This is a genomic window from Virgibacillus natechei (assembly GCF_026013645.1).
GTDB lineage: Bacteria > Bacillota > Bacilli > Bacillales > Amphibacillaceae > Virgibacillus_L > Virgibacillus_L natechei.
The window spans coordinates 3,224,923-3,251,630 of record NZ_CP110224.1 but is presented as its reverse complement, the minus strand read 5'-3'; the positions used below and the strand labels follow the sequence as shown (position 1 = coordinate 3,251,630).

The 26,708-nt window shown below is 39.5% G+C and carries 20 protein-coding genes and 2 pseudogenes; 18 read left to right on the top strand and 4 right to left on the bottom strand.

The window, feature by feature from the left end:
* Positions 1 to 78 precede the first annotated feature (78 nt).
* From OLD84_RS16410 to OLD84_RS16390, 5 genes are all read left to right on the top strand, one after another.
* Positions 79 to 729: a ThuA domain-containing protein gene (locus OLD84_RS16410; protein WP_209462510.1), complete on the top strand. Its 651-nt coding sequence runs from the start codon at positions 79 to 81 to the stop codon at positions 727 to 729.
* Between the two features lie 500 nt (positions 730 to 1,229).
* Complete coding sequence (locus tag OLD84_RS16405) at positions 1,230 to 2,348, top strand: Gfo/Idh/MocA family protein (protein ID WP_209462509.1); 1,119 nt, start codon at positions 1,230 to 1,232, stop codon at positions 2,346 to 2,348.
* The gene (locus tag OLD84_RS16400) at positions 2,342 to 3,508 is read left to right on the top strand and encodes a Gfo/Idh/MocA family protein (protein WP_245301505.1); all 1,167 of its coding nucleotides are present in this window, start codon (positions 2,342 to 2,344) and stop codon (positions 3,506 to 3,508) included. The genes OLD84_RS16405 and OLD84_RS16400 overlap by 7 nt, the downstream gene beginning before the upstream one ends.
* Positions 3,509 to 3,752: 244 nt before the next feature.
* Positions 3,753 to 5,114, top strand: coding sequence for an MATE family efflux transporter (locus tag OLD84_RS16395; RefSeq protein WP_245301504.1), 1,362 nt, complete (start codon positions 3,753 to 3,755; stop codon positions 5,112 to 5,114).
* Between the two features lie 569 nt (positions 5,115 to 5,683).
* Positions 5,684 to 6,589 carry a dienelactone hydrolase family protein gene (locus OLD84_RS16390; protein ID WP_209462508.1) on the top strand — a complete coding sequence of 302 codons (906 nt, stop codon included), beginning with the start codon at positions 5,684 to 5,686 and terminating at the stop codon, positions 6,587 to 6,589.
* Positions 6,590 to 6,708: 119 nt separating this feature from the next.
* Here OLD84_RS16390 and OLD84_RS16385 read toward each other — a convergent pair whose 3' ends face one another.
* Positions 6,709 to 8,316 (bottom strand): glycoside hydrolase family 43 protein, encoded by a 1,608-nt coding sequence (locus OLD84_RS16385; RefSeq protein ID WP_209462507.1) that lies wholly within the window; start codon positions 8,314 to 8,316, stop codon positions 6,709 to 6,711.
* 110 nt (positions 8,317 to 8,426) lie between these two features.
* On the bottom strand, positions 8,427 to 9,617 hold the full coding sequence (locus OLD84_RS16380) for an ROK family transcriptional regulator (protein WP_209462506.1): 1,191 nt from the start codon (positions 9,615 to 9,617) through the stop codon (positions 8,427 to 8,429).
* 152 nt (positions 9,618 to 9,769) lie between these two features.
* On the opposite strand from OLD84_RS16380, the gene OLD84_RS16375 reads away from it, so the two are divergent.
* The 3 genes from OLD84_RS16375 (at position 9,770) to OLD84_RS16365 (ending at position 12,999) form a co-directional block, all read left to right on the top strand.
* Positions 9,770 to 11,089: an extracellular solute-binding protein gene (locus tag OLD84_RS16375; RefSeq protein ID WP_209462505.1), complete on the top strand. Its 1,320-nt coding sequence runs from the start codon at positions 9,770 to 9,772 to the stop codon at positions 11,087 to 11,089.
* 194 nt (positions 11,090 to 11,283) lie between these two features.
* Entirely contained in the window at positions 11,284 to 12,162 is an 879-nt protein-coding gene (locus OLD84_RS16370) for a carbohydrate ABC transporter permease (protein ID WP_209462504.1), read from the top strand.
* 15 nt (positions 12,163 to 12,177) lie between these two features.
* Positions 12,178 to 12,999 carry a carbohydrate ABC transporter permease gene (locus OLD84_RS16365; protein ID WP_209462503.1) on the top strand — a complete coding sequence of 274 codons (822 nt, stop codon included), beginning with the start codon at positions 12,178 to 12,180 and terminating at the stop codon, positions 12,997 to 12,999.
* A 26-nt stretch (positions 13,000 to 13,025) separates the two neighbouring features.
* Here the strand turns inward: OLD84_RS16365 and OLD84_RS16360 are convergent, their stop codons facing one another.
* Positions 13,026 to 13,634, bottom strand: a complete 609-nt coding sequence (locus OLD84_RS16360; protein WP_209462502.1) for a YesL family protein — start codon at positions 13,632 to 13,634, stop codon at positions 13,026 to 13,028.
* 373 nt (positions 13,635 to 14,007) lie between these two features.
* On the opposite strand from OLD84_RS16360, the gene xylA reads away from it, so the two are divergent.
* The 10 genes and pseudogenes from xylA to OLD84_RS19525 all read left to right on the top strand — a co-directional run.
* Positions 14,008 to 15,333, top strand: a complete 1,326-nt coding sequence (gene xylA, locus OLD84_RS16355; protein WP_209462501.1) for a xylose isomerase — start codon at positions 14,008 to 14,010, stop codon at positions 15,331 to 15,333.
* Positions 15,334 to 15,357: 24 nt separating this feature from the next.
* Positions 15,358 to 16,857, top strand: a complete 1,500-nt coding sequence (gene xylB, locus OLD84_RS16350; RefSeq protein ID WP_209462500.1) for a xylulokinase — start codon at positions 15,358 to 15,360, stop codon at positions 16,855 to 16,857.
* Positions 16,858 to 16,991: 134 nt separating this feature from the next.
* Positions 16,992 to 18,416, top strand: a complete 1,425-nt coding sequence (locus tag OLD84_RS16345; protein WP_209462499.1) for an endo-1,4-beta-xylanase — start codon at positions 16,992 to 16,994, stop codon at positions 18,414 to 18,416.
* A 99-nt stretch (positions 18,417 to 18,515) separates the two neighbouring features.
* Complete coding sequence (locus tag OLD84_RS16340) at positions 18,516 to 19,499, top strand: aldo/keto reductase (RefSeq protein ID WP_209462498.1); 984 nt, start codon at positions 18,516 to 18,518, stop codon at positions 19,497 to 19,499.
* Positions 19,500 to 19,745: 246 nt separating this feature from the next.
* Positions 19,746 to 20,444 (top strand): L-ribulose-5-phosphate 4-epimerase, encoded by a 699-nt coding sequence (gene araD, locus OLD84_RS16335; protein ID WP_319961430.1) that lies wholly within the window; start codon positions 19,746 to 19,748, stop codon positions 20,442 to 20,444.
* Positions 20,445 to 20,456: 12 nt separating this feature from the next.
* Positions 20,457 to 22,127, top strand: coding sequence for a ribulokinase (locus OLD84_RS16330; protein WP_209462497.1), 1,671 nt, complete (start codon positions 20,457 to 20,459; stop codon positions 22,125 to 22,127).
* Positions 22,128 to 22,153: 26 nt separating this feature from the next.
* Positions 22,154 to 23,617 (top strand): L-arabinose isomerase, encoded by a 1,464-nt coding sequence (gene araA, locus OLD84_RS16325; protein ID WP_209462496.1) that lies wholly within the window; start codon positions 22,154 to 22,156, stop codon positions 23,615 to 23,617.
* 170 nt (positions 23,618 to 23,787) lie between these two features.
* Positions 23,788 to 24,918 (top strand): GntR family transcriptional regulator, encoded by a 1,131-nt coding sequence (locus OLD84_RS16320; RefSeq protein WP_209462495.1) that lies wholly within the window; start codon positions 23,788 to 23,790, stop codon positions 24,916 to 24,918.
* Positions 24,919 to 25,132: 214 nt separating this feature from the next.
* Positions 25,133 to 25,372 carry an IS200/IS605 family transposase gene (tnpA, locus tag OLD84_RS16315; RefSeq protein ID WP_209462494.1) on the top strand — a complete coding sequence of 80 codons (240 nt, stop codon included), beginning with the start codon at positions 25,133 to 25,135 and terminating at the stop codon, positions 25,370 to 25,372.
* A gap of 55 nt (positions 25,373 to 25,427) precedes the next feature.
* Positions 25,428 to 25,487: pseudogene (locus OLD84_RS19525) on the top strand (IS200/IS605 family transposase); the annotation flags it as partial.
* 691 nt (positions 25,488 to 26,178) lie between these two features.
* Here OLD84_RS19525 and OLD84_RS19575 read toward each other — a convergent pair.
* A pseudogene (locus tag OLD84_RS19575) lies at positions 26,179 to 26,403 on the bottom strand (transposase); the annotation flags it as partial.
* Positions 26,404 to 26,708 lie beyond the last annotated feature (305 nt).

Here is a 26,708-nt window from a genome sequence, read left to right as displayed (position 1 = left end):
CACGGGTGAAAATTGTTTGGTGATTTTCGTAGAATAACAGAAATCCTACTAAATCTAATCTATTAGGAGATGATTTTGATGAAAAAAGCATTAATATTCCAGGGTGGATGGGAAGGGCATGAACCAGAAGAAGTTGCTCATATTTTAGCTGGAATTCTTCAGAAAGAAAATTTTGATGTGAAAGTTACGGATACACTAACGACATTAGAGGAAGATGACCTGAATGCTTATGATCTGATTGTGCCGAACTGGACACAAGGTACAATTACGAAAGAGCAATTGCAGCCACTGATTGATGCAGTCGCAAATGGATCTGGTCTAGCTGGTTTACATGGTGGTTTAGGTGATTCTTTTCGGTGGGAAACCGATTACCAATTCATGGTGGGAGGCCAGTGGGTAGCACATCCAGGAGATGATGGCATCACCTACAATGTACATATTCATGACCCGGATCATCCGCTTACGGAGGGAATGGAAGATTTTACGGTGGTTTCGGAACAATATTATATGCATGTGGATCCTGTGGTAAAGGTGCATGCAACAACCAAGTTTCCAGTAGCAGATGGTGATCACCAACCAAACGGTGAGGTCGATATGCCGGTAGTTTGGACGAAAAAATGGGGAAAGGGTAATGTCTATTACTGCTCGTTAGGACATGTTGCAGACATTGTTAGAATGCCAGAAGTTATTGAGTTGTTACGAAAAGGCTTCGTATGGGCTAGTAGATAAAAAAACGTTTTAGAACATCCGCTTTAGAATGGCTCTTTTCGTAAGTATTGTTGCTTTCTGAGAGAGTTGATATAAACTGCGACGAACCAGTTGGTTTCTTTCTGCTGCGGACCGTTGTTTTCCGCGGGCACGGCCTCAGCCTCCTTAGGATAGTCCTGCGGGGTTTTAAGGCACGTGCTGGGGCTGGGACTGCGATTACTCGTCCCACCGAAAACTTTTGTTCCCGCAGGAGTCAACGGTCCTCCGCTCCAATCAACCATCATAAAAGTGCATGGCTATAATCAAGCAATTTTGATGAAGTTGTAACGCATCTTACCAGCGAAGGAAATACATGGAGACTCCTGCGGGAACAGTGGCCAGAGTGAGACCCCGCAGAACGGAGTTCAAGGAGGCTCACGGGTCACCCGCGGAAAGCGGAGTGTATTTCCGTAGCGGTATGCTAAAACAACAATTTTTTAGAAAATAGCCTTTAGAATTTTAAAAAGAATGGGAAGGGTACTATGGGAAAAATAAAAGTAGGGGTAGTAGGCTGTGGGAATATAAGTGATATATATTTTAAAAATGCTAAACGGTTTGATGTCTTTGATATAGTAGCATGCGCAGACTTGGAACTAGATCGGGCAAGAGAAAAAGCAGAAACATTCGATATAGCCAAAGCTTATTCGACGGAAGCGCTTATGGCAGATCCAGAAATTGATATGGTAATCAATCTTACCATCCCTAGCGAACATGCAAAGATTGCTTTAACAGCACTCGAATCTGGGAAGCATGTGTACGGAGAAAAACCCCTTGCAGCAACGCGCGAGGAAGCTCAACAAGTACTAAAGCTTGCAAAAGCGAAAGGGCTTTTTGTTGGAAATGCACCGGATACCTTTTTAGGCGGTGGGTTGCAAACAAGCCGAAAATTAATTGACGATGGATGGATCGGGGATCCTGTTGCTGCAACTGCATTTATGATGCATCATGGACATGAGGTATGGCATCCGAATCCAGACTTTTTTTATAAAAAAGGCGGTGGGCCGATGTTTGATATGGGGCCTTACTATATAACGGCTCTCCTTTCGCTTATGGGACCGGTCAAACGTGTAACAGGGTCAACAACGATTACATTTCCGGAAAGAACGATTACAAGTAAGCCAAAGTATGGCGAAAAAATTAAGGTAGAGACGCCTTCTCAGATTAATGGTGTACTAGATTTTTACAATGGTGCAGTAGCCTCTATCATTACGAGTTATGATACGTGGCATCATCAATTACCCAAAATTGAAATTCATGGAACAGAAGGCAGCCTCAGTGTTCCAGACCCGAACACATTTGGCGGGCCCGTATATCTTCGTAGACATGACCATGATGGTTGGAGTGACATTCCACTTACACATGGTTTTACGGATAATAGCAGGGGACTAGGTGTCGCAGAGATGGCTCATGCAATTTTAGCAGGTAAAGTGCCTAGAGCAGAAGGGGAGCTTGCCTACCATGTGTTAGATATCATGCAAGGTTTTTATGATGCTTCAGAAACAAATCAACATTATGAATTGGCTAGTACGTGTGTACAGCCTACCCCGCTTCCAGTGGGTATTAACCAAGAAAATTTTAAAGAAAAGGTCGGTGAATGGTAGTGAATGTAAATCAAAAAGAAATTAGAATTGGTATGGTCGGCTATCAATTCATGGGAAAAGCACATAGTCACGCGTATCGCGATTTACCGTTTTACTTTGATCCAAAAATAAAACCAATACAAAAAGCAATTGCTGGTAGGAATGAAGCAGGAGTCAAAGAAGCAGCTGATAAAATGGGATGGGAATCGTATGAAACAGATTGGCGCCGTTTGATTGAGCGAGATGATATTGATGTTATTGACATTGTTACACCGAATCATACGCATGCCGAAATTGCCATAGCAGCGGCCGAGGCTGGCAAACATATTATTACAGAAAAGCCACTTGCTCTAACGGTGGAAGAAGCAGAGCAAATGTATGATGCAGTCCAAAAAAATAACGTGACCCATATGATCTGTCATAACTACCGGTTTGCTCCAGCAGTCCAATTCACAAAAAAGTTACTCGATGAGGGGCGGTTAGGGAAGATATACCACTTCCGAGCCAACTACTTACAAGATTTTATCATGGATCCATCGTTTCCACTTGTGTGGCGTTTAAAGAAAGAAGTCTCCGGATCTGGAGCGCTAGGTGACATTGGTGCACATAGTATTGACTTGGCTCGTTTTTTAGTTGGCGAGTTTAAAGAAGTGGTTGCGATGATGGAAACCTTCATCAAGGAACGTCCAGTTGGAGAAATGTCTGGTGGCCTGAATGCTACATCTGATAATCGTACCTTAGGAGAAGTTACGGTTGATGATGCTGTAGCATTTTTAACCCGATTTGAGAACGGGGCCCTGGGAACATTTGAGGCAAGCCGATTTGCAGGCGGTAATCGAAACAAAAATAAATTTGAAATTAATGGAGAAAAAGGTTCGATTCGTTGGGACATGGAAAATATGAATAATCTGGAAGTTTATTTTACGGATGATGAACCAGGTCTACAGGGGTTTCGATTGATAAATTGTACGGAAGAATTACATCCATATACGGAGGCTTATTGGCCAGCAGGACACATTATTGGTTATGAGCATACATTCATTCATTTGGTGCATGAGTTTCTTAATGGAATTGCAGAGAATTATCAACCAGCACCGAACTTTGAAGACGGTGTAAAAAATCAACAAATTCTAGCGGCTATTGAAGAATCTGCTGAAACCAAACAGTGGGTAAACGTATAGTGTCTAGTAACAGATGCGAACACCAGCTTTTTTAGCTGGTGTATATTTTTGGCAGATGAATCCATATCAAAGGTCGTTATCTTAAGGGATAAAAAAAGGAAGTACCTCCTCAAATCTGTCAAAATCAAATAAAAAACAATATGTGAGAACCTGTGGAGGCAAGGAACGATCTGAAGTGAGCATCTAATACGAGATTGGCTTTAGGGAAGGGATCGGAGTGTATATGCCTCGGATAAATAAAAGCATGTCAGCATCAAAAAAACTTACCTTATTTGCGATAACATGGCCTCTTTTTATCGAAGTGTTTTTGCATACATTCATGAGGTTTGCAGATGTATTCATGTTAAGTTTCGTATCTGATGATGCGGTAGCAGCGATTGGTGTCGTGAATCAAATTATGGTATTCACGTTTGTCTTATTTAATTTTACTGCAATGGGGTCTGGTGTCGTTGTTGCCCAATTTGTAGGTGCGAAGAAGCCAAAGGATATTAGTATTACAATTGCCAACGCCATTGTTATCAATCTTTTGTTCGGTATCTTAATAAGTTTACTTGTTGTCCTCTTTCGGTATCCATTTTTACACCTGTTTAATTTGTCTGCTGAATTGTTAGAGTACGCAAACATATATATGTTGATCGTTGGTGGAACGCTTTTTACGCAAGCGATGGTTTTGACGATATCTTCCGTGCTCGAAGCAAAGGGATACACGAAGGATGTTATGTTAGTCGTACTTGGAATGAACATCCTTAATATCATTGGCAACTATCTATTTATCTTTGGTGAACTAGGTGTCCCCCAACTCGGTGTTACGGGTGTAGCCATTTCAACAGCAGCATGTCGTACATTAGCTATGCTTGTGTTATTTCTCATTCTATACCGCCGATTAGACATAAAACTGAACTGGAATGATTTTATTAAGCTGAAATTAGACTACGTGAAAAAGATAATGAACATAGGCGTTCCAGCTGCAGGGGAGCACCTATCTCATAATACAAGCCAACTTATGATCACCGTGTTTATTACGTTATTAGGTGCAACGGCACTAACAACGAATGTATATACGCAAAATCTGATGGCACTAATGACCGTGTTCTCTATGGCGATGTCGAAAGGGATGCAAATTTACATCGGGCAACTTGTAGGTGCAGGAAAACGGGAGGAAGCGTACCATCAGATGTATCGAGGGTTAAAGGTTGCGTTGATAATAGCCTTGACAGTTGGAACCATCCTTGCTTTTTCAGGGGAATACGTACTGCGAATTTTTACAAATGAAGAAGAGATTATCTCTGTAGGAGTTGCTTTACTATTTATCGGGGTCATTATGGAGCCTGGAAAAACAATGAATCTAGTAATAATTAGTGCGTTAAGAGCTGCAGGGGATGCAAAATTTCCAGTAATAATGGGTGTTATCTCTATGTGGGGGATTAGTGTGCCGCTAGCGTATCTTTTAGGCGTTTATTTGGGTTATGGATTAATCGGGATTTGGATAGCGATGGTAATTGATGAATGGCTCCGTGGAATACTCATGTTCTTTCGCTGGCGCAGTCGAAAATGGGAGGAAAAAGTGTTGGTGGAACAAACAAAACCTGCACATAGCGGCGCTTAGTTACCTGAAAAAGCAGCGTAATATTTCTTTGCAATAAGTGTACTCATGTCTTTATAAAAACTCTTTTCGTAAGAATGGTTACCTTTAAATCGTCGGAGTTGATATAAAAGACGACGTAGTGAAAATTCTTTTGCAAACGCTGGTTGAGAGCAGGAATTCGCTACGGAAACACATTTCGCTTTCCGCGGGCGGCTGGTGAGCCTCCTCGTGCTAACGCACTCCGGGGTCTCACCTAGGCCTTTCCTCCCGCAGGAGTCTTCATGTGTTTCCTCCGCTGAGTGTTCCGGTTACTGCCGCTAAATTGCATTAGTAATCAATATTCAAAATCTCGAACCGCCTCACCAGTTCGGGTGAGCGGAGGGCGGTGACTCCTGCGGGAACAGCACGTGTCCGAAGACCCCGCAGAGTGCTTTTCTCGAGGAGGCTAAGGCCGTGCCCGCGGAAAGCATCTGCCCGGAGCGATCCCGAACGGAGTTTATAGTAAATACTTATAACAAACAGTAGTTACGTCGTCTTTTAGAGATTTTGTGTCAAAAACGAAAACAGCCTTATAAAAAGGAGATGTAAGAATGGGAGTAGAAAGTCGCAGGATACAATTATATAACTTGCTTGGTGATTTACCACCAAGGTCACAACCTATTTCATCGCGTAAGGTAGGGGAAGAAGGGAATACTCACTATATAATAGAATCATGGATATTCGATTTCAACGGGGTTGATCCAGTCCCCGCTTATTTTGTACGACCACGTAATAAAAAAGGCCCCTTTCCAACCATTATCTTTAATCATTCACACGGTGGGAATTACCAGCTTGGAAAAGATGAACTAATTCAAGGGAATACCTATTTACAAGAACCTTCCTACGCCCAAGAACTAACAAATATGGGGTATGCTGTATTTAGTATCGATGCATGGGGATTTGGAAGCAGAAGCGAAAGGACGGAAAGCGAGCTTTTTAAAGAAATGTTGTGGTCAGGTCAAGTACTATGGGGAATGATGGTTTATGATAGCTTACGTGCCATCGACTATGTAACATCCCGCTCGGACGTGGACGAAAGCAGACTTGGTACAATGGGGATTTCGATGGGAAGTGCTATGTCATGGTGGCTTGCCGCACTAGATACCCGCTTAAACGTATGTGTGGATATTTGTGGTTTAGTGGATTTTCATACATTAATAGAAGAAAGACGTCTTGATCGCCATGGAATTTATTTTTATGTACCAAACTTGTTAAAGCATTTTACGACTTCTGAAATTAATGCACTCATAGCACCCCGTCCGCATTTAAGTCTTGCTGGGAGTCATGATCCATTAGTGCCTACTAAAGGTCTTGATAAAATTGACGAACAAATGAAAGAAGTCTACCTTCAGGCAGGAAAACCGGAGGCATGGAAGTTATTTCGTTATAATATAGGACATGCAGAAACAGCTGAGATGAGATTCGAGGTAAAAGGTTTTCTAGAGAAATGGTTATAGTTTTACTTTCTTAGAGGAACGTACCGATAATTCACTTTGGTACATCAAAGCTTGTGATAAGAATAAAATAACACATGAATTCCCATAGTGGAAATTCATGTGTTTGAACATGCATTATATTAGTCTTCCTTATAAACAAAGTAATCAAAATCAGCTGGAATATTTCGACCGGACGTATCCTGGCATTGCATTCCTACAAACGCGCCTGTAAAGAATCCGCCGCCATGAATATAATCATCAGATAGTTTATAAGAATACAATTCAACAGGTATGTCTGTCCAGTTATCACCATCAAATGAGTAAGCATACTGGTAATTATTTGTCTTCACATCTACCCGAAGATAAACGTATTCCACATGATCCGGGATGACAATTTCGTTTCCTTTCAGTGGTTGGTCAAACGTAAAGTTATCACACGTTGTTAAATCTAGAATTCTTCCTTTTTCTTCATGCCAAGTAACCTGTAAAGCGGTCCAGTTTTCTGTATTGTAATAGTTCACTAAGCCCGCAGCTTGTTGGAATGATTCCGGATTAAAGGCAACTTTTGTTTCGGCAGTGAAATTAAAATGCTGCCAACGTCTCGCTACATAGGCTTGCGTGAATTTTGATGTTAAGGATTCTTTTCCATAGAGACGCAAATGTCCCGGGTTATCAGAAAGCGACAGTATATCTTCACCTAATGGAATACGCAGGGATTGAAAATGATGATTCAGCTTCTCTGAATTAAAGTCATCTTTTTCATCAAAATCTTTCTCCCACTTTACTTCATCTATAGTTGGTCCCTCTATTTCAAGCGAAGGTTCGTTGCCGCCAACAATATATGGCCAATCGTTCTTCCATTCCAATCGCTGGATGGCAGTTTCTCTGCCGAGCGGACAGTAGCCTCTTGGATCGAGTACCGGTTGCCCTTCCTTAGGCAATGGCCTTCCTGTTAAGTGAACCAAAAACCACTCATCTGTATGGGTTTGAATGATGGATGCATGTCCAGCTTTTTGAAGTGGATTTCTCGGATTCGGCCATGATGTAAGTAACGGATTATCAGGATGTACTTCATAAGGTCCTCTTAGATCGGTTGAGCGAGCAATCGTAGCAGCGTGCTCATATTTTGTACCGCCCTCTGCAGTTAAAAGATAATAATACCCATTAAGTCTATATAGATGAGGAGCTTCTGTTAGTTTTATATCCGTTCCTTTAAAGATAACTTCGGGTTTCCCAATCATTTTTTGTTCAGTAGGACTATATTCTTGCATGACAATGCCATAAAAACTATGATTTCCTACGCGGTTATCCCACAACATATTTAGTAAATATTTCTTTCCATCCTCATCATGGAACAGGGACGGGTCAAATCCTGAACTGTTTAAATAAACAGGTTCAGACCATTCGCCGTCAATGGTGTCACATGTTACAAGGTAGTTATGCGAGTCTTTCCACTCTCCGTTTACAACTTTTACATCGGAATAAATGAGCCAAAACTTACCATCATGATAGGAAAGCTGAGGTGCCCATACACCACCGGAATCGGGATTACCCTTCATGTTTAATTGGCTTACACGGTTAAGCGGTCTGGAAACGAGTCGCCAGTTTTTTAAATCCTTTGAATGGTAGATTCCAACACCTGGAAACCATTCGAAGGTTGAAACGGCAATGTAATAGTCTTCACCTGCACGACAAATACTTGGGTCTGGGTGAAAGCCTGTTAAAATTGGATTTTGAATCGTTGTCATATTTATCCACCTCTATCTATTTTTTTCATATAATCTTACTATGAATTATATGCTTATTAAACGCTTACAAGCCTCTGTTAAAGAACCCTATTACATGAAAGGAGGGGTCTTTAATGTGTTTGTTGGTTATGAATTAAAAAACTTTCTACGGCAAAAGCTGCTACTCCCATAGCACTTGAATGAGTAGATAACGATGAAAAATCAATCGTTAAATCTTTATGGTGTGTAGAGAATGTACTAGGTTTCAGCTTATCCTCCATGGCTCCTTTCAGCCATTTCTCAGAGGAAGCTAAACGGTTACCTATAATGATTTGTTCGGGATTAAAGATATTGATAATGTTATTAATACCAATCCCTAAATACATTCCAATTTCTTCGAATAACCTCATCGTGTCCATATTCCCACTCTCTGAGAGACGTAATAAATTTTCAAGTGTAATGTCTTCATTTGAATGGAGTTCTGTAGGAAGCTTTTGTTCAGCATTTTTAATTAATGCTTGTTCGGATGCATACAATTCCCAACATCCTTGGTCACCACAGCGGCATTTTAGACCGTCAATTTCGATCGTCATATGACCTAATTCCCCGGATAAACCATTAATTCCCTTATACAGTTCACCGTTTAATATCAGGCCAACACCGATTCCGATGCCAACACTGACATAAATAATATTGTCGGAATCTTTGCCTGCACCAAACCTTTTTTCGCCGTATGCACCTGCATTCGCTTCGTTTTCAATATGGACAGGTAGATGATAGTGGTCTTCTAATAGACCTTTTAAATTTTTGTTTTTCCAATTAAGATTGGGTGCAAGTAGAATTTGACCGTCTGTACTTATGATTCCGGGAACCCCGATGCCAATACCTACAATACCGTAATGACTTGGAGGCATAGCAGAAATTAAGGAGTCTATCACCTGAAATAATTCATTCGTTATTTCCTCATAAGTTAGTTGGTTAAATTTAATTGTTCTTTCATGATAAATTTCACCTTGTAGATCCGTTAATATCCCAAGAATATAATTAACCCCAATATAAATACCAATTGAATAACCAGCTTCTTGCTTAAATAGAAGCATGACAGGTCTTCTTCCACCACTTGATACACCTGGCCCCGATTCATAAATAAGTTGTTCTTGATGCAATTCATTGACGAGAGAGGAGACGGTTCCTTTATTTAGCCCTGTTTGATTAGCAATATCTGCACGTGAAATTGGTGAGCATCCAATAATTGTTTCCAGAACCAGTGATTTGTTTTCTTTTTTGACCACGTGCTGATTCCAAGTTCGATTCATTTCCATAGGTACACACGTCACTTTCTATCATATCTTGATTTTTATTGTATCACACAAAACATTGTTTATCCACTGGACAAACGATGTTTTGTGTGCTATTCTACATTTGAAGCTGGCAGTCGTCGGTTTCAGAATCTATTAAAAATGGAGGGTCAATCATGATTAAAAAGAAAGCGGTTACCTTAATTATTTCGCTTTTAGCAGTCATGCTGATAGCAGCAGGATGCGCAGATTCAGAGGATGAAACTGCAAATTCCGACACAGGTGCAGAAAATACGGGAGAAACTTCAACGGTTGAATTTATGCATCTATGGCCGGAAGGAAGTTCTGCAGAGCATCACAGAATTGTAAACGATATCATAGATGATTTTGAAGCAGAGAATGAAGGTATCGAGATTGATTTGCAGGTATTGAGCAATGAGCAGTATAAGGACCAAATGACGGTTCTATCTGCAGGAGATGAATTGCCTGATGTAGGAATGACTTGGGCAGCGGGCTATTTGGATCCGTTTGTTGACGGAGACAAATTTGCGCCTTTAGACGACCTTATGGAAGATGGACTTGGGGATCAGTTCATAGCAGGAACTGCCGAATCTTTTGAGGTGGATGGTAGTACGTATGGACTACCTCTGGAATTGAATACCTCATACGTATTTTACAATCAGACTATTTTTGATGAATATAATCTAGAGGAACCAGAAACTTATGAGGAATTAGAACAAGTGGTTGATACATTAAGTGAAAATGGGGAAGAACCAATTGCTTTAGGAAATAGAGACCGATGGACCGGTTCCATGTGGTATATGTACTTTGCTGACCGTATTGGTGGCGCAGATGTATTAAATGATGCAATTGACAGAACAGGTTCTTTTGAACACGATGCTTTAATTCAAGCAGCAGAAGAGACACAAAACATGGTAGAAAATGATTCTTTCATAAGCGGCTTTAATGGTCTAGCAGATGAAGAAGCAAAGAGTATGTTTATGAATGATCAGGCTGCAATGTACATGATTGCTACGTGGGATCTACCAAACTTTACAACAAACGAAGATGTACCACAGGAATTCAGAGACTCCGTTGGCTACTTTAAATTTCCTACTGTAGATGGACAGGGAGATGAAGATAGTTTTGTCGGCGGACCAGGAGTAGGCTTGTTTGTTGGTGAAAATTCAGATGTACAAGAAGAATCGAAAGAATTTGCCTCATATTTTGTTGAGCAATGGGGAGAAATGGCAGTTACAGAAGCCGGAGTTATTCCAGCAACTACAGTTGATGGGGAAACATTGGATCTACCAGACATGTATGTGGATGTGTTGGATGATTTAAATGAGGCAAGTAATTTGACTCTCTATGCGGATGTTCAAATGAGCGCAGGTGTTGCTGATACACATCTTGATTTAATCCAGTCCTTATTTGGAATGGAAATAACACCAGAAGAATTTGCTGAACAGCATGAAGAAGCACTTTCAAATGAATAACGAAAACAGCTAGATAGATAGACGTACCAGAGATAAAAGAGAAAACGGGTATTGGTTGAGCCTAATGGCTAGTGCCAAAACCTGTACTTAATGCAGATAGGAGGGTATTACACTTTCTTATCTGCAAAAAAAGAAGGACATGTCCTGATAGGGACTGTCCTTTTCCAATCATAGAAATATGGGGTGAAACAAATATGAATAAGGTAATGTCGAATAAATGGTTCATCGCTCTTTATATATTCCCAGCACTTTTTTTAGTTAGTGTTTTAATATTCATCCCATTACTTTTAACAGGCTATTATGGCCTGATGGAGTGGGATGGAATTGGTGCAATGGAGTTTCTAGGGTTGGATAATTACATTGTCGCTATACAAGATGCTAATTTTTGGGATAGTGCATTGCATTCTTTTCTCCTTGCACTCTTTTCTACCTTGAGCTTAATTATTTACTTGGCGGTTTCCATGATATTGGCTTCCAAAATTAAAGGTTCTGATGTTTTAAGGAAAATCTACTTAATTCCAATGCTACTATCTTCGGTAGCTATTGCGCAGTTATGGATTAAAATTTATGACCCGTCTAACGGGGTGTTGAATACGATTCTTGCTACATTCGGTGTAGAAAATCCACCATTATGGCTTGCAGATACGAACATCGTCTTATACTCCATCTTTATTCCTATTATATGGCAGTATGCAGGGTTTTATATCCTTATTTATTATGCAGCATTGAAAAATATACCAGAATCTATTATTGAAGCGGCAAGAATAGATGGTGCTTCTCCTCTTCAGATTGCATTTAGAATCAAGTTACCATTAATCATGAGTATCGTGAAGGTAACGATTGTGCTAGCAATTGTGGGATCACTGAAATACTTTGATCTCATTTATGTAATGACGGGCGGAGGACCTAATGGAGCAAGTGAAGTTATGGCTTCCTACATGTATAAACTTGCTTTTGCCAATAATGATTTTGGTTATGGTAGTGCGATAGCATTCCTTATGTTGATCATCACACTTATCGTCACGTACATTGTACGTAAACTTACGGCTACAAAAGAAGAAATTCAATATTAAAGGGAGGTTCGTCACATGGGACGTATAGGATACTTTTTACTCTATGCCTGCTTAGCAATTGTAGCGGTTTTTCAAATCTTTCCTATTATTTGGCTGGTTCTTTTCTCCTTAAAAGATAATCGCGAAATATTTGCCGAGTCTCCTTTTGCTCTTCCACAGGAAATTAGATGGGAGAACTATTTAAAAGTATGGGAAAGTGGTATCGGAGTCTATTTTTTCAACAGTGTATGGATTACAGGAATAGCTGTTTTACTGACACTACTAGTTGCTAGTATGGCAACGTTTGTTATTACGAGAATGAATTGGAAGTTGAGCAAATTAGTATTAGGTTTATTTATGGTTGGACTAATGATCCCCATCCATTCAGCCTTGATTCCGCTATTTGACATGTTTAATACGATTAATTTAATAGATAATCCTTGGTCGATTGTTATCACGTATACGGCATATAATTTACCGATTACGATGATGATATTGCTTGGTTTCTATTATACGCTGCCACGTGAAATTGAGGAAGCAGCCATTATTGATGGGGCATCTTTACATCGGCTATTTTTTAGAATTATACTACCGATGACTACGCCAGTTCTTTCGACGACTGCGATTATAAACATGATCTATAATTGGAATGAGTTTGTATTCGTAAATACCTTCATTAGTTCTGATAAATATAAGACGCTAACAGTAGGTATTCAAAACTTTGTCGGGCAATATATGACAGATTGGGGAGCGATTGGTGCTACATTGGTAATAAGTGTATTACCGATTTTGTTAGCATTTCTCTTCTTTAGTAACAAAGTGGTGGAAGGTATTTCATCTAGTGCGGTAAAAGGCTAGTAGAAAATGACCAGCCTTATGAACCATTAATTCCCAGCCCTTTTATCTATTTTATGGAAGGCTTGTAAAGCAGTCCACATGGTTATAAATGCATAAAAACTGGCTCCGAATATAAAAAATAGCGCAGGAATGAACGTAACGATAACATAAAAAGATACGAGACAAATGATCATTAAAAAGGTATGGATAGGGCTCACTAACATTGTCAGGAAAGCATTTTTAATTACTTTCGTTACCTTGACATCATAGTGAGCAAATACTGGGAAGATATAAAATAAGACTAATAAAAATAGTAACATTCCCGCCAATAGTGGGACAGATGTCCACGTAATGGTATGATCCAACTGTGCTTGTAGGAAAATGAGATTATATCCAATAATAATGGTGCAAATGTAAATAAAAATAGCTAATCGGTTACTTTTTAGAAAATCACTTTTGTAGTACGCCCAAAAGGATTTAAAAACGGGGGTGTTGGAATTGCCTTTCAGCCATTGTCGAATAACGGCAAATAAAGCAGTTGTGGAGGGGATTAACCCAAAAATTACTCCCCCAACTAAGGTGAAGAACACCCATAATATATTGATGTAGGCAAAACGGGTGATCCATTCTAGTATATTATATAATGTTTGGCTCATAAATTTTCCTCCAGATAATGGGTCAACACTAAAAACATTAGTGAATAAATAGGATAATAAGACTAGCTAGCGGAGGAAAAACACGGAGACTCCTGTGGGAAAGCGCAGTGGGAAGACCCCACAGGAAAAAAGGGAACTCCTTTTTTCCGAGGAGGCTGAGCTCAAGCCCACGGAAAGCGTAGTGTTTTTCCATAGCGAGCACTATTACACCTAGTAACCATAGATTTTGGTGAAGAACCCAGATAATAAGAATACATTTTTTATTATAGAGGATAACTAGATATTTAGCATTGATTAGTAAGTTGTTTAGGAGCAATCGTAATGATAAAGCATTTTATAGGTACTCATAAATTACTAATGTAGGAGGAATAACATGACATATTTTAACAACATCAACAAAATCAAATACGAAGGTGCAAGATCGACAAACCCATACGCATTCAAATTTTATAATCCCGAGGAAAAAATCGGCGGGAAAACGATGGAGGAATACCTTCGTTTTGGTGTAGCTTACTGGCATACATTTACAGAAGATTTATCCGATCCATTTGGTGTTGGCACTGCCATTCGTCCATGGGATAAGTATCAAGGAATGGACTTAGCTAAAGCGCGTGTAGAAGCAGCGTTTGAGTTATTTGAAAAACTTGATGTACCATTTTTCTGCTTCCATGACGTTGATATTGCCCCAGAAGGACGTAATTTAAAAGAATCAAATGAAAATCTGGATACGATCGTAAGCATGATGAAAGATTACATGAAAGACAGTAAAACAAAGTTGCTCTGGAATACGGCGAATAACTTTACGCACCCTCGTTTCGTTCATGGTGCTGCTTCTTCCAATAATGCGGATGTGTTTGCCTATTCTGCCGCAAAAGTGAAAAAAGGACTTGAAATTAGTAAGGAGCTAGGTGGCGAAAACTATGTGTTCTGGGGCGGTCGTGAAGGGTATGAAACCCTGTTAAACACTGATATGAAGCTAGAGATGGATAACCTGGGCCGTTTCTATCATATGGCGGTAGATTATGCGAAGGAAATTGGCAATGATGCGCAATTTCTCATTGAACCAAAACCAAAAGAGCCGATGAAACATGCCTATGACTTTGATGTGGCAACTGGCTTTGCTTTCTTGCAAAATTACGATCTACAGGATCACTTTAAATTTAATATTGAAGCAAACCATGCAACGTTAGCTGGGCACACATTTGAGCACGAATTACATTATGCACGTATCACAAATACATTGGGTTCCGTGGATGCAAACCAAGGGGATACATTACTAGGTTGGGATACAGATGAGTTCCCGACAGACTTATCCTCTAGCGTTCTAGCGATGTATGAAATCATCAAAAATGGTGGACTTGGTCGAGGTGGATTGAACTTTGACGCGAAAGTTCGTCGTGGTTCCTTTGATCCAGAAGATTTATTTCATGCCCATATCGCTGGAATGGATAGCTATGCAGTAGGATTAAGAGTTGCGCAAAAATTGATTGACGATAACGTGCTAGAAGGCATTATTGATGACCGTTATAAGAGCTACACCGAAGGAATTGGTTTGGATATTGTGGAAGGAAAATCAGATTTTCATAAATTGGAGCAACACGCACTGGGACTAAATGAAATTAACAATCAATCCGGTCGTTTGGAAAGAATTAAAGCTACGATTAATCAGTATTTGTTAAGAGAATATGCAGGGGAATAAAGTATTTACTTGAGAGGTGTCGCTATGAAATACGTAATGGGTGTCGATTTAGGAACGAGTGCGGTTAAAATTTTACTCGTTGATCAACATGGCGAAGTGGCTCATGTTGTATCAAAGCCATTATCACTCATGCAAGAGAAAACAGGATTCAGTGAACAGGATCCGAAAGATTGGGTGGATCAGACGGTTGCCGGGATGTCTGATCTCCTGAAACGTTTTAACGGTGACCCAGCTGACATTGAAGGAATTAGTTTTTCCGGACAAATGCATGGCTTGGTCTTGCTTGATGATCGCAATGAAGTCTTACGCAATGCCATTCTGTGGAATGACACGCGCACAACGGCGCAATGCCAGGAAATTTATGATGTCATTGGAGAAGAACGTTTGCTAGAAATAACAAAGAACCCAGCATTGGAAGGCTTCACCCTACCGAAATTATTATGGGTAAGGGAGCATGAGCCGGAGGTATACGCGAAAGCAGATAAATTCGTTTTACCTAAAGATTATTTACGCTACAAATTGACTGGCGAGCTACAGATGGAATATTCGGATGCAGCTGGTACGTTGTTACTTAATGTGACAGAGAAAAAATGGAGTGAGGAATTATGTGATTCGCTCGATATCGACGTGGCAATTTGTCCGCCATTAGTGGAATCATCCGCGGAAGTAGGGAAGCCAACACCTGAAATTGCTGAGGCTACTGGTCTTGCGAATACGACACGTGTTTTCGCTGGTGGAGCGGATAATGCCTGTGGAGCAATTGGTTCAGGCATTCTAGAAGACGGGAAAACATTAGTCAGTACCGGGACCTCTGGTGTTGTTTTGTCTTATGAATCTAGTAATGAAAAAGATTTTCAGGGGAAAGTGCATTATTTTAATCATGGTGCACCGGATGCATTTTATACGATGGGCGTAACGCTCGCAGCGGGTTATAGCCTTAGTTGGTTTAAAGATGTTTTTGCGGGTGACGAATCCTTTGAAGATTTCGTTGCAGCTGTAGATACCGTTCCGATCGGTTCGAATGGCTTATTATTTACGCCGTATGTGGCAGGGGAAAGAACCCCCCATGCGGATGCATCTATTCGTGCTAGTTTCATCGGGATGGATGGCTCACACAAGAGGCCTGATTTTGTTCGAGCGGTCATGGAAGGAATCACATTTTCCTTAAATGAATCGATAGACATTTTCAGGAAAAATGGAAAGACCATTGATACGATTGTGTCAACTGGCGGTGGCGCGAAAAATGAAGACTGGTTGCAGATGCAGGCTGACATTTTTGATGCGAATGTCGTCAAACAAACTAGTGAGCAAGGGCCTGGAATGGGAGCGGCGATGCTGGCGGCTTATGGCTGTGGATGGTTTGACTCCCTGCAGGACTGTGCAGATGAATTTTTACAGGAAGATAACGTATTTACGCCAAATAGAGATAGTGTGGATTTGTATAAAAAATTATTCACCTTATATCAGAAAGTCTATGGGCAGACGAAAGAATTGAATGAGAAACTTTTGGAATATCGGAAATAACAGCTAGAGAAAGACTCACGTCCTGATACGATGTACAGGACGTGGGATTTCTATTATATAATGTTATGCATAAATGAAAGGGGTTTCATTTATTTAGCATATAGAACAACAATTCTTTAGAAAGGGGAATTTGGATGGGAAAAATTTTTCAAAAGTCTATGGTAGCAGGATTAGTTGCATTGTTAGTGTTACCAGTTGGAGGTAGCGTCACCTATGCTGAGCCGGAAAAGGAGCCGATTAGCGCATTAGAGGTGCCAGCCATGAAGGATCGATTCGAGGATTCCTTTGCAATGGGTGCGGCGGTTGAACCATATCAACTGGAAGGAACACATGGTGAGATTTTAAAACGTCACTATAACAGTATTGTTGCAGAGAATGTAATGAAGCCGATCAGTATTCAGCCGGAAGAGGGAGAATTCGATTTTACAGAGGCAGATAAAATCGTCAATTTTGCGAAAGAAAATGATATGGATTTACGTTTTCACACCCTTATTTGGCACAGTCAAGTACCAGACTGGTTTTTCTTAGATGAGGAAGGGAATGAAATGGTTGACGAAACAGACCCTAACCAACGGGAAGAAAATAAGGAGCTATTACTTGAACGCTTAGAAAATCATGTTGAGACCGTGGTGAAGCGTTATAGGGATGAAGTAGATGCGTGGGATGTTGTCAATGAAGTAATTGACCCGGATGCTGCTAATGATCAAGGCTTACGTGAATCTGCATGGTATCAAATTACGGGAACAGACTACATTAACAAGGCATTTGAAACAGCAAGGGAACATGCTGGCGACGATGCACAATTATTTATCAATGATTTTAATACCGAGGTAGAACCAAAGAAGACGCATCTCTATAATTTGGTAGAGGACATGCTTGACCAAGGTGTCCCAATTGACGGTGTTGGGCATCAGGCGCATATTCAACTTGATTGGCCTACGCTTGATGAAATGAAGGATTCTATTGATCAATTCGCTAGTCTTGGCTTAGATAATCACATTACCGAGTTAGATGTCAGTCTCTACGGATGGCCGCCAACTCCGGCATTCCCATCGTATGATGAAATCGTCATGAGTGGTGTTCTTTATGACCAAGCAACCCGTTACGATCAGTTATTTGAGTTATACGAGGAACTGAATGATGAAATTAGTAATGTGACGTTCTGGGGAATTGCTGACGACCATACATGGCTGGATGATCGTGCAGAAGAGTATAATGATGGCGTTGGAAAAGATGCTCCATTTGTCTTCGATCCGGACTTTAATGTAAAACCCGCTTATTGGGAGATGATGGGATACACCGTACATGGAATGAACGGGCTAATTGGAGAACTGGAACAGGATGGCGAGTTTGCAAACTATGGCGCTGCACGTTCCTTGCAAGCACAATTGCAAACGGCTGCTCATTTTGACGAAAAAGGACAACAAGAAAAAGTTATACAACATATAGAGAAATTCACAGATAAATTAGATCAAAGGAAAGAACAATCGTTTATTACAGATTATGCCTATAACATTTTAAACCAAAATGCTGCATATCTAATTTCCAAGCGAGAATAGGATGCTTTCTACAGAAAGAAATCGAAATAATTGAAATAGTGAAGCACCAGCTTTTTAGCTGGTGCTTCGTTATATATTATTCAAAGGGAGATGAAACAAATGAAGTATAACAAACTAGGAAATACAGACCTGAATATCAGTGAATTAAGTTTTGGTACATGGGCGATTGGTGGCGCATGGGGGAAAGTGAATGATAAGGAAGCCTTAAAAGGATTAGATAGAGCCATGGATAGCGGTGTCAATTCCTTTGATACCTCGGATGTATATGGTGACGGTCATAGTGAAGAGCTATTAGCTAAAGCAACAAAGGGGAAAGAAGCCTCTATTCACATAGCTACGAAGTTTTGCCGTGCAGGGGATATTCATGATCCAGCGAACTACTCCATGAAAAGTGTCAGGGCGTATTGCGAAAATAGCCTGAAACGACTAAACCGAGAGCAGATTGATCTGTTTCAAATTCACTGTCCACCATTGAAGATATTACAGGATGGAGAGGTATTTGAGGCCTTAGAAATGTTAAAAGCGGAAGGGAAAATCCGGCATTATGGTGTAAGTGTTGAAACGGTAGAGGAAGGATTATTCTGTCTCGAACACACAAATGCAAGCGCGCTTCAGGTTATTTTTAATATCCTCCGGCAAAAACCATTGGAAGAATTATTTCCAAAAGCAATGGAAAAGGACGTAGGTATTCTTGCAAGAGTGCCGTTGGCAAGTGGATTGTTGACAGGGAAGTTCAAGGAGGATTCTATGTTTGAAGCAGATGATCACCGTAATTTTAACCGTAATGGAGAGGCATTTAATGTTGGCGAAACGTTCGGCGGTCTGGAATTTGAAAAAGGCGTAGCGCTTAGTGAGAAGCTGGAATGGATTTCAGAAGGAAGAGGGAATAAAACAAGAGCTGCCCTTAAGTGGATCATCGAACAAGAGGCAGTCACGAGTGTTATTCCAGGCTTTCGAAACGTAGAGCAAGTTGAAGATAATTTACAAGCTTTAAATGTTAAAGACTATAGCAGTGAGGAAAAAGAGCGGTTAAAAGATTTTTATCAGACGGAAGTTCACCCTTATATTAGAGGAGCTTATTAAGAGGATTAGCAAGTTGAATTTCATGAGGCAGAGATAATGAGCTCACAGTAAGGATCCCCCCTTTTTTAAAAACACCTAAAAATATCCAAATAGCAAAAAAGAAGCCTTCATGTGTAATCATATGAGTGAGCTTCTTTTCTTTTTGACATACAACATATAACTAACTATTGATTGTACGTACAATTTATATTATTATAGAGTTATATATTTAAGTTATACGTATATGATCAAAAGGGGGAGATGAAAGTGTTGGATGATTTGAAACAAAAAGTATTAGAAGCAAATTTGGCATTACCTAAGCATCATTTAGTGACGTTTACGTGGGGGAATGTAAGCGGTGTCAGCAGGTCTGATAACCTCATTGTTATTAAACCAAGTGGAGTGTCTTATGATGCGTTGAAAAAGGAAGATATGGTTGTCGTTGATTTTGATGGGAACACAGTTGAAGGTAATTTGAATCCTTCCTCTGATACCCCAACACATATTGTATTATATAAAAAATTCCCTGAAATCGGTGGAGTTGTGCATACCCATGCACCAGGCGCAACAAGTTGGGCACAGGCTGGAAAAGGTATACCGTCACTAGGCACAACACATGCTGATTATTTTTATGGAACGGTTCCTTGCACGAGAGAAATGACAGAGGCAGAAATAAATGGTGCGTATGAGCTTGAAACAGGAAATGTTATTGCGGAGACATTCCAAGATCGAGATCTAGATCCAAATCACATACCAGGTGTTCTCGTTCATAGCCATGCTCCATTTACATGGGGAAAGGATCCGAACGAAGCGGTTCATAATGCAGTTGTATTAGAAGAAATAGCTAAGATGGGGCTGCAAACCTATCAGTTGAACCCGAATATTTCAGCAATGGATCAGGTGCTTTTGGATAAACATTATCTTAGAAAACATGGTTCAAAAGCTTATTATGGACAACAGAATTAAGGAGGAATCGACGTGACAGAAAAGTATGCTATCGGAGTGGACTATGGAACGGAATCAGGCAGAGCCGTTTTAGTATCATTGGAGAATGGTAAAGAAATAGCCGATCATGTAACGCCATATAAACATGGTGTTATTGATGAAAAACTACCTGAATCTGAAATTGAACTTGGCTATGAATGGGCCTTACAGCATCCTCAGGATTATATAGAAGTTTTAGGAAATTCTATTCCCGCAGTACTAAAGGAAACAGGCGTCAATCCAAACGCTATTATTGGACTCGGAATTGACTTTACCGCGTGTACCATGCTACCTATAGATGAAAATGGGAAGCCTTTATCCAATGATCCTGAATTAAAAGATAATCCACACAGTTGGGTTAAGTTATGGAAACATCATGCAGCACAAGACGAAGCGAATAAAATAAATGAAATTGCTGAACAAAGGGGAGAAGACTTCTTGCCCCGATATGGAGGTAAATTATCTTCGGAATGGATGATCGCAAAAATATGGCAGATTTTGAATGAAGCGCCAGCTATTTATGAAAAAGCGGACCGTTTTGTAGAAGCGACGGACTGGGTTACTTCACAGTTAACAAATAATTTCGTGCGTAATAGCTGTACGGCAGGTTATAAGTCGATTTGGCATAAAAAAGACGGCTATCCAAGTAATGAATTTTTCAAATCACTGGACCCGCGTCTGGAAAACGTAGCGGAAACGAAGCTACGTGGTGAGATTGTTCCATTAGGTACCAAAGCAGGAGAACTTACAGATGAAATGGCTCATCTTACAGGGCTAAATGTTGGAACGGCTATTTCCGTTGGGAATGTGGATGCACATGTATCCGTTCCTGCAATGGGCGTTGCTGAACCTGGTAAATTAGTCATGACAATGGGTACATCTATTTGCTCCTTGCTTTTAGGAAAAGAGGAAAAACAAGTGGAAGGAATGTGTGGTGTTGTGGAAGATGGCATTATTCCAGGGTTTTACGGCTATGAAGCAGGGCAGTCAGCAGTAGGCGACATTTTCGCATGGTATGTTGATCAAGCAGTTCCAAAATATATTAAAAAAGAAGCGGATGAAAAAGGTGTTAATATACACCAATTACTTGAACAAAAAGCATCTGCCTATCAACCAGGTGAAACTGGATTATTGGCACTTGACTGGTGGAATGGGAATCGTTCCGTACTCGTAGATACAGATTTAACCGGAATGCTAATGGGGATGACGTTACAAACAAAGCCTGAAGAAATATATCGAGCACTACTTGAAGCAACTGCATTTGGTACACGCGAGATCGTGGATGCATTTCACAATAATGGTCTGGACGTAAATGAGCTCTATGTTTGTGGTGGATTGCCACATAAAAACAAACTGTTAATGCAAATTTATGCAGATGTCACAAATAGAGTAATTAAAGTAGCGGATTCTTACCAAACACCTGCTTTAGGTGCTGCCATGTTTGGTTCAGTGGCTGCAGGATCCTCGCGCGGTGGATACGATACGATATTAGATGCTACAAAAAAGATGGCCCGAATAAAAGATGAAGTCATCAAACCTATTCCAGAAAATGTAGCGATCTATGAAAAATTATATCAGGAATATTCAACGCTCCATGATTATTTTGGACGTGGTGAAAATAATGTCATGAAGCGCTTGAAAGCAATTCGATCAACAACGAAATAATAACTGCAATTGTAGGAGGAACACATATGTTAACAATGAAACCTTATGAATTTTGGTTCGTGACAGGAAGTCAGCACTTATACGGGGAAGAAGCACTGCAAGAAGTAGAAGATCATTCCAAACAAATTACGAAAAAACTAAATGAGAACGGAAATCTACCATTTGAAATTGTTTTTAAAAAGGTTTTAACCAATGCAACGGATATTCAACAATTAATGCTAGAAGCAAACAGTGATGAAAATTGTGCAGGTGTGATCACATGGATGCACACATTTTCACCTGCTAAAATCTGGATATCCGGGCTTAATGCGTTACAAAAACCATTATTGCATTTGCATACACAATTTAATCGCGATATTCCATGGAAAGATATTGACATGGATTTCATGAACTTAAATCAATCCGCACACGGGGATCGTGAATTTGGTTTTATTACAACACGTATGGAAGTGCCACGTAAGGTAGTCGTGGGGCACTGGGAAAACGCTGATGTAACAACCAAAATTGGTGACTGGATGCAAACCGCAGTAGCTGTAACCGAAGGAACAAACATAAGAGTTGCCCGATTTGGTGATAACATGCGTAATGTTGCAGTTACCGATGGGGATAAAATAGAAGCACAAATTAAATTCGGCTGGACAGTAGATTACTATGGAATTGGTGATTTAGTAGAGGTAATAGACTCTATATCAGATGCTGAGGTAGAGAGGTTATACAACGAATATAGTGAGCTATATGAATTACCTGCTGAAGCAAATGAACCAGGACAGGTAAGGAATTCGATCATGGAACAGGCACGAATTGAATTAGGACTAAAAGCATTTTTATCGGAGCGAAATTATAATGCGTTTACCACCAACTTTGAAGATTTGCACGGCATGAAACAATTGCCAGGATTAGCTGCACAGCGTTTAATGGCGGAAGGGTATGGATTTGCGGGGGAAGGTGACTGGAGAACCGCGGCATTACTACGAATGATGAAAGTTATTGCTGATAATAAAGGTACATCCTTTATGGAGGACTATACGTACCATTTAGAGCCGGGAAATGAAATGATTTTAGGGTCACATATGCTAGAAATTTGCCCAACGATTACTGCGACCAAACCTAAGATTGTGGTGAATCCTTTATCAATGGGTGATAAAGCGGATCCTGCACGTTTAGTATTTGACGGCCGTGGTGGAGATGCAGTTGTAGCTTCATTGGTTGAATTAGGTGGATACTATCGACTTATTGTAAATGAAGTAGAAGCTGAACAAGCAACAGAGGAAACGCCTAACTTGCCAGTTGCCAAAGTATTATGGAAGCCTGAGCCGTCATTAAGTGAAGCAACCGAATCATGGATCTATGCCGGTGGTGCACATCATACGGTATTCTCTTTTGAAGTAACTACAGATCAGTTATATGATTTTGCGGATATGACAGGAATTGAATGTATCGTGATTGATAAGGATACGAAAGTTAGGCAGTTGCGAAATGAGTTGAAGTAGGTTGTTGAAAAAATACAATATAGGATGCATTTATAACAGAGGTTTGCCAGTGAGGCGACCTCTTCTTTTTTCAAAATAGTATATGTGTAAAATATGTTATATTATGATATGCTAACTCATACGGATGATTAAATTTAAAAATCATGATTCATATGAGTTGAGGTGTTATTTTGACAACAAAATATAATACAGTAAGGCAAGCCATTAAATCAAAAATTATAGAGGGGACCTATACTCCTCACCAAAAGATCAGTTCGGAAAGTGAACTAATGAAAGAATTTAGCGTAAGTCGTCATACCGTACGTCTTGCAATTGGGGACCTTGTAACAGAAGGATGGCTGTACAAAGAACAGGGCTCTGGAACTTTTTGTGCAGATAGAAGCAAAATTAATAATAATCAAGTTGTAGGTAATCAAAAGAATATTGCTATTATCACAACATATATTTCAGATTATATATTTCCTTCTATTATAAGAGGGGCAGAATCTCGCCTTAGTGAAGAAGGATACCAGGTTAGTATTTTTAGTACCAATAATGACCAAAACAATGAAAGAAGGATTTTAGAAAAAATTCTTTCACAGAAATTTGATGGTGTTATTGTTGAGCCAACTAAAAGTGGGTATTCGAATCCAAATATTAACTATTATTTAAATCTAGAGCGTCTTTCCATTCCTTATATTATGATTAATGCATATTATGACGAATTAGAACCTATCAGTATTGTGATGGATGATGAAAAAGGTGGATTTTTACAAACGGATCATTTAATTAAACTCGGGCACGAAAATTTAATTGGATTTTTTAAAACAGATGATACGCAAGGTACAAAGCGAATGAAGGGATTTCTAAAAGCTCATCGAAAAAATAAGATAGCCATAAATCCAAGTAATATTATCACGTATAATACAGAGGAAAAAAATACAAAGCCCATGGATGAATTAAAAAAGGTATTAGCTGTAAAGAACAACGCTATTACGGGGTTGGTTTGCTATAATGATGAACTCGCAATGAAGTTACTCGATATATTACGAACGGACAATATACAAGTACCCGAAGACATATCTATTGTAGGGTATGACGATTCTTTTTTAGCAGAAGTATCAGAGGTTAAATTAACTACCATCGAGCATCCAAAAAGTGAAATGGGAGAAGCTGCGGCAAATACAATTTTAGATTTGATACAATCGAAAAATAATGGAAAAAGTGAAGAGGATTTCAATGGTAATTCTACTGTATACGCACCAAACCTTACCATTAGAAAATCGACGAGAGATATAAGTGAATCGAAGGTTACTTCTTAAAAAACCCTATTTCATTAAACTGGAGTTTACCTCCGAATTTTGGACAGTATTTCTTTTAAAATAACTTTATCTTAGAAACATGCTTTTTGTATAGGGTTCCTATCTCTGTTGTCCTTTTACCTTACAAATGCGTGGCCTAACTCCACCGTCTTTAGAAGTATCCGCTTTTAGTCTTATCCTTAAATGTCCATACTTGAAGTGTGAGGTGAATAGTATGGGCGGATATCGAAAAAGTGGTCATGCAGTGTATGATATCAAGTATGTAATATGGATAACAAAATATAGATACACGGTGTTACGAGGACATATAGCAAAAATAACCAGAGAATTGATCTGGCAAGGTTGTGAAGCAAGAGGTATTACAATTTTGCAAGGAAGTGTCGGTAAAGATCATATTCACTTATTGTTATCCTGCCCGCCAAGTATTGCTCCAATTAGAATTCGCAGTATCTAAAAGTTAGTCATCAAGATTATTACAGGATGAACTTCTAAAACTCAAGAAGCGCTATTGGGGTCAGCATTTGTGGGCAAGAGGATACTTTTACGCCACAGTTGGTACTGTTACATAAGAAATTATATAGCCAATCAATTCAATAAAGGTAAGGAAGACATATTTAGAATTGAGGAATGAGTTAAGTCAAATTTCAATTTAGCTTCAGCTTAAGGACTTTAAGCAGGATTTTAGCCTGAGTAACGAGTTTAGTCGTCGACATTCATGTCCAAATCCACCTTAGCAGGTGGTCGTTATAGCCCCCCCATTAAAGGTACAGACTTTGCCCTTCGCAGCAGTTTAAAAGTCCATGAAACCCGCTATTGTTTTATACACTTCACAATATATCTAGTTAGATGATTTACGGTTAGCCGAATCTGCCTCATTTCCCAGGTATTACTTTCCAACAAACTCTATTATTTGTTCGTCAGGAATTTCCCTCTGTATTAATCGATGGAGTATCCATGAGTACCGATCGAGTTTCCCACCAGGTCAGGATTTAGACCTGTATGTCAACACAGGTCAGTGTAGAAATATAGAGATAATTTACTGTAGATATGAAATAAAATAGCAAATAAATGAGTGAGAACAAGTATCCTATTACGGTCAACACCAAAGTTGGCTCATCGCTATTTAGTAATGAAAAAGTAATTTACTAGTGCGAAGTTGAATCTATCATTCCTTGTTTGCTACTACCTTAGATACCTATAAGGTATCTAAGGGATTGTCGGCAAGTAAACGAAGGAACAAGCCAAGTCAGTATTCAACAATCAATTTAGCTTGTTAACTGTTGCGTAGATCATGGCAATAAAATTATCTGCTATCCACGGGCTTTACTTTTATCAGCTTGAACGAGACTATTTATCCCTTCAAGTAAGACATTGGTCATTTTAGTTTTGAACCATCTTAAGGTACCCGTCTTTAGACTTGGCTAATCTGATTATGGGTTCTAGTTGAGATCGGGTTGCCCAGTTACCCCATTCGTCGAAATACATTCAGAAATGATGGGTGTTTTTGTAAATAACTTTTGTTGTTTATTGTTTTTTATTCTAATATTAAATATCGATTTAATATTAGAATAAAAAAATTATTGCCAAAATAATAAAAGTATATTATAATTTAACCAGAAAAACTCATACGTATAATTTTGTTGATTATTGATCAAAAATAGCAACTTGTTCATATGTGTTATTACACAATAAAATCTGTTGCTAATTTATTTTGAAAGTGCGAGGTGATATATACTCATTAATGCAAGCGCTAACAAAAAGTGTTGATGGCGTATTTGGAAGGTTCAAGA

Excerpts from the sequence above, each read along its gene's own strand:
- OLD84_RS16410 (WP_209462510.1), top strand. The coding sequence starts at position 79 with ATGAAAAAAGCATTAATATTCCAGGGTGGATGGGAAGGGCATGAACCA.
- xylB (WP_209462500.1), top strand. The coding sequence starts at position 15,358 with ATGAAATACGTAATGGGTGTCGATTTAGGAACGAGTGCGGTTAAAATT.
- OLD84_RS16370 (WP_209462504.1), top strand. The coding sequence starts at position 11,284 with ATGAATAAGGTAATGTCGAATAAATGGTTCATCGCTCTTTATATATTC.
- OLD84_RS16400 (WP_245301505.1), top strand. The coding sequence starts at position 2,342 with ATGGTAGTGAATGTAAATCAAAAAGAAATTAGAATTGGTATGGTCGGC.
- tnpA (WP_209462494.1), top strand. The coding sequence starts at position 25,133 with ATGGGCGGATATCGAAAAAGTGGTCATGCAGTGTATGATATCAAGTAT.
- OLD84_RS16395 (WP_245301504.1), top strand. The coding sequence starts at position 3,753 with ATGTCAGCATCAAAAAAACTTACCTTATTTGCGATAACATGGCCTCTT.
- OLD84_RS16390 (WP_209462508.1), top strand. The coding sequence starts at position 5,684 with ATGGGAGTAGAAAGTCGCAGGATACAATTATATAACTTGCTTGGTGAT.
- OLD84_RS16375 (WP_209462505.1), top strand. The coding sequence starts at position 9,770 with ATGATTAAAAAGAAAGCGGTTACCTTAATTATTTCGCTTTTAGCAGTC.
- xylA (WP_209462501.1), top strand. The coding sequence starts at position 14,008 with ATGACATATTTTAACAACATCAACAAAATCAAATACGAAGGTGCAAGA.
- OLD84_RS16365 (WP_209462503.1), top strand. The coding sequence starts at position 12,178 with ATGGGACGTATAGGATACTTTTTACTCTATGCCTGCTTAGCAATTGTA.
- OLD84_RS16405 (WP_209462509.1), top strand. The coding sequence starts at position 1,230 with ATGGGAAAAATAAAAGTAGGGGTAGTAGGCTGTGGGAATATAAGTGAT.
- OLD84_RS16385 (WP_209462507.1), bottom strand. The coding sequence starts at position 8,316 with ATGACAACGATTCAAAATCCAATTTTAACAGGCTTTCACCCAGACCCA.
- OLD84_RS16345 (WP_209462499.1), top strand. The coding sequence starts at position 16,992 with ATGGGAAAAATTTTTCAAAAGTCTATGGTAGCAGGATTAGTTGCATTG.
- OLD84_RS16360 (WP_209462502.1), bottom strand. The coding sequence starts at position 13,634 with ATGAGCCAAACATTATATAATATACTAGAATGGATCACCCGTTTTGCC.
- OLD84_RS16340 (WP_209462498.1), top strand. The coding sequence starts at position 18,516 with ATGAAGTATAACAAACTAGGAAATACAGACCTGAATATCAGTGAATTA.
- OLD84_RS16380 (WP_209462506.1), bottom strand. The coding sequence starts at position 9,617 with ATGGAAATGAATCGAACTTGGAATCAGCACGTGGTCAAAAAAGAAAAC.
- araA (WP_209462496.1), top strand. The coding sequence starts at position 22,154 with ATGTTAACAATGAAACCTTATGAATTTTGGTTCGTGACAGGAAGTCAG.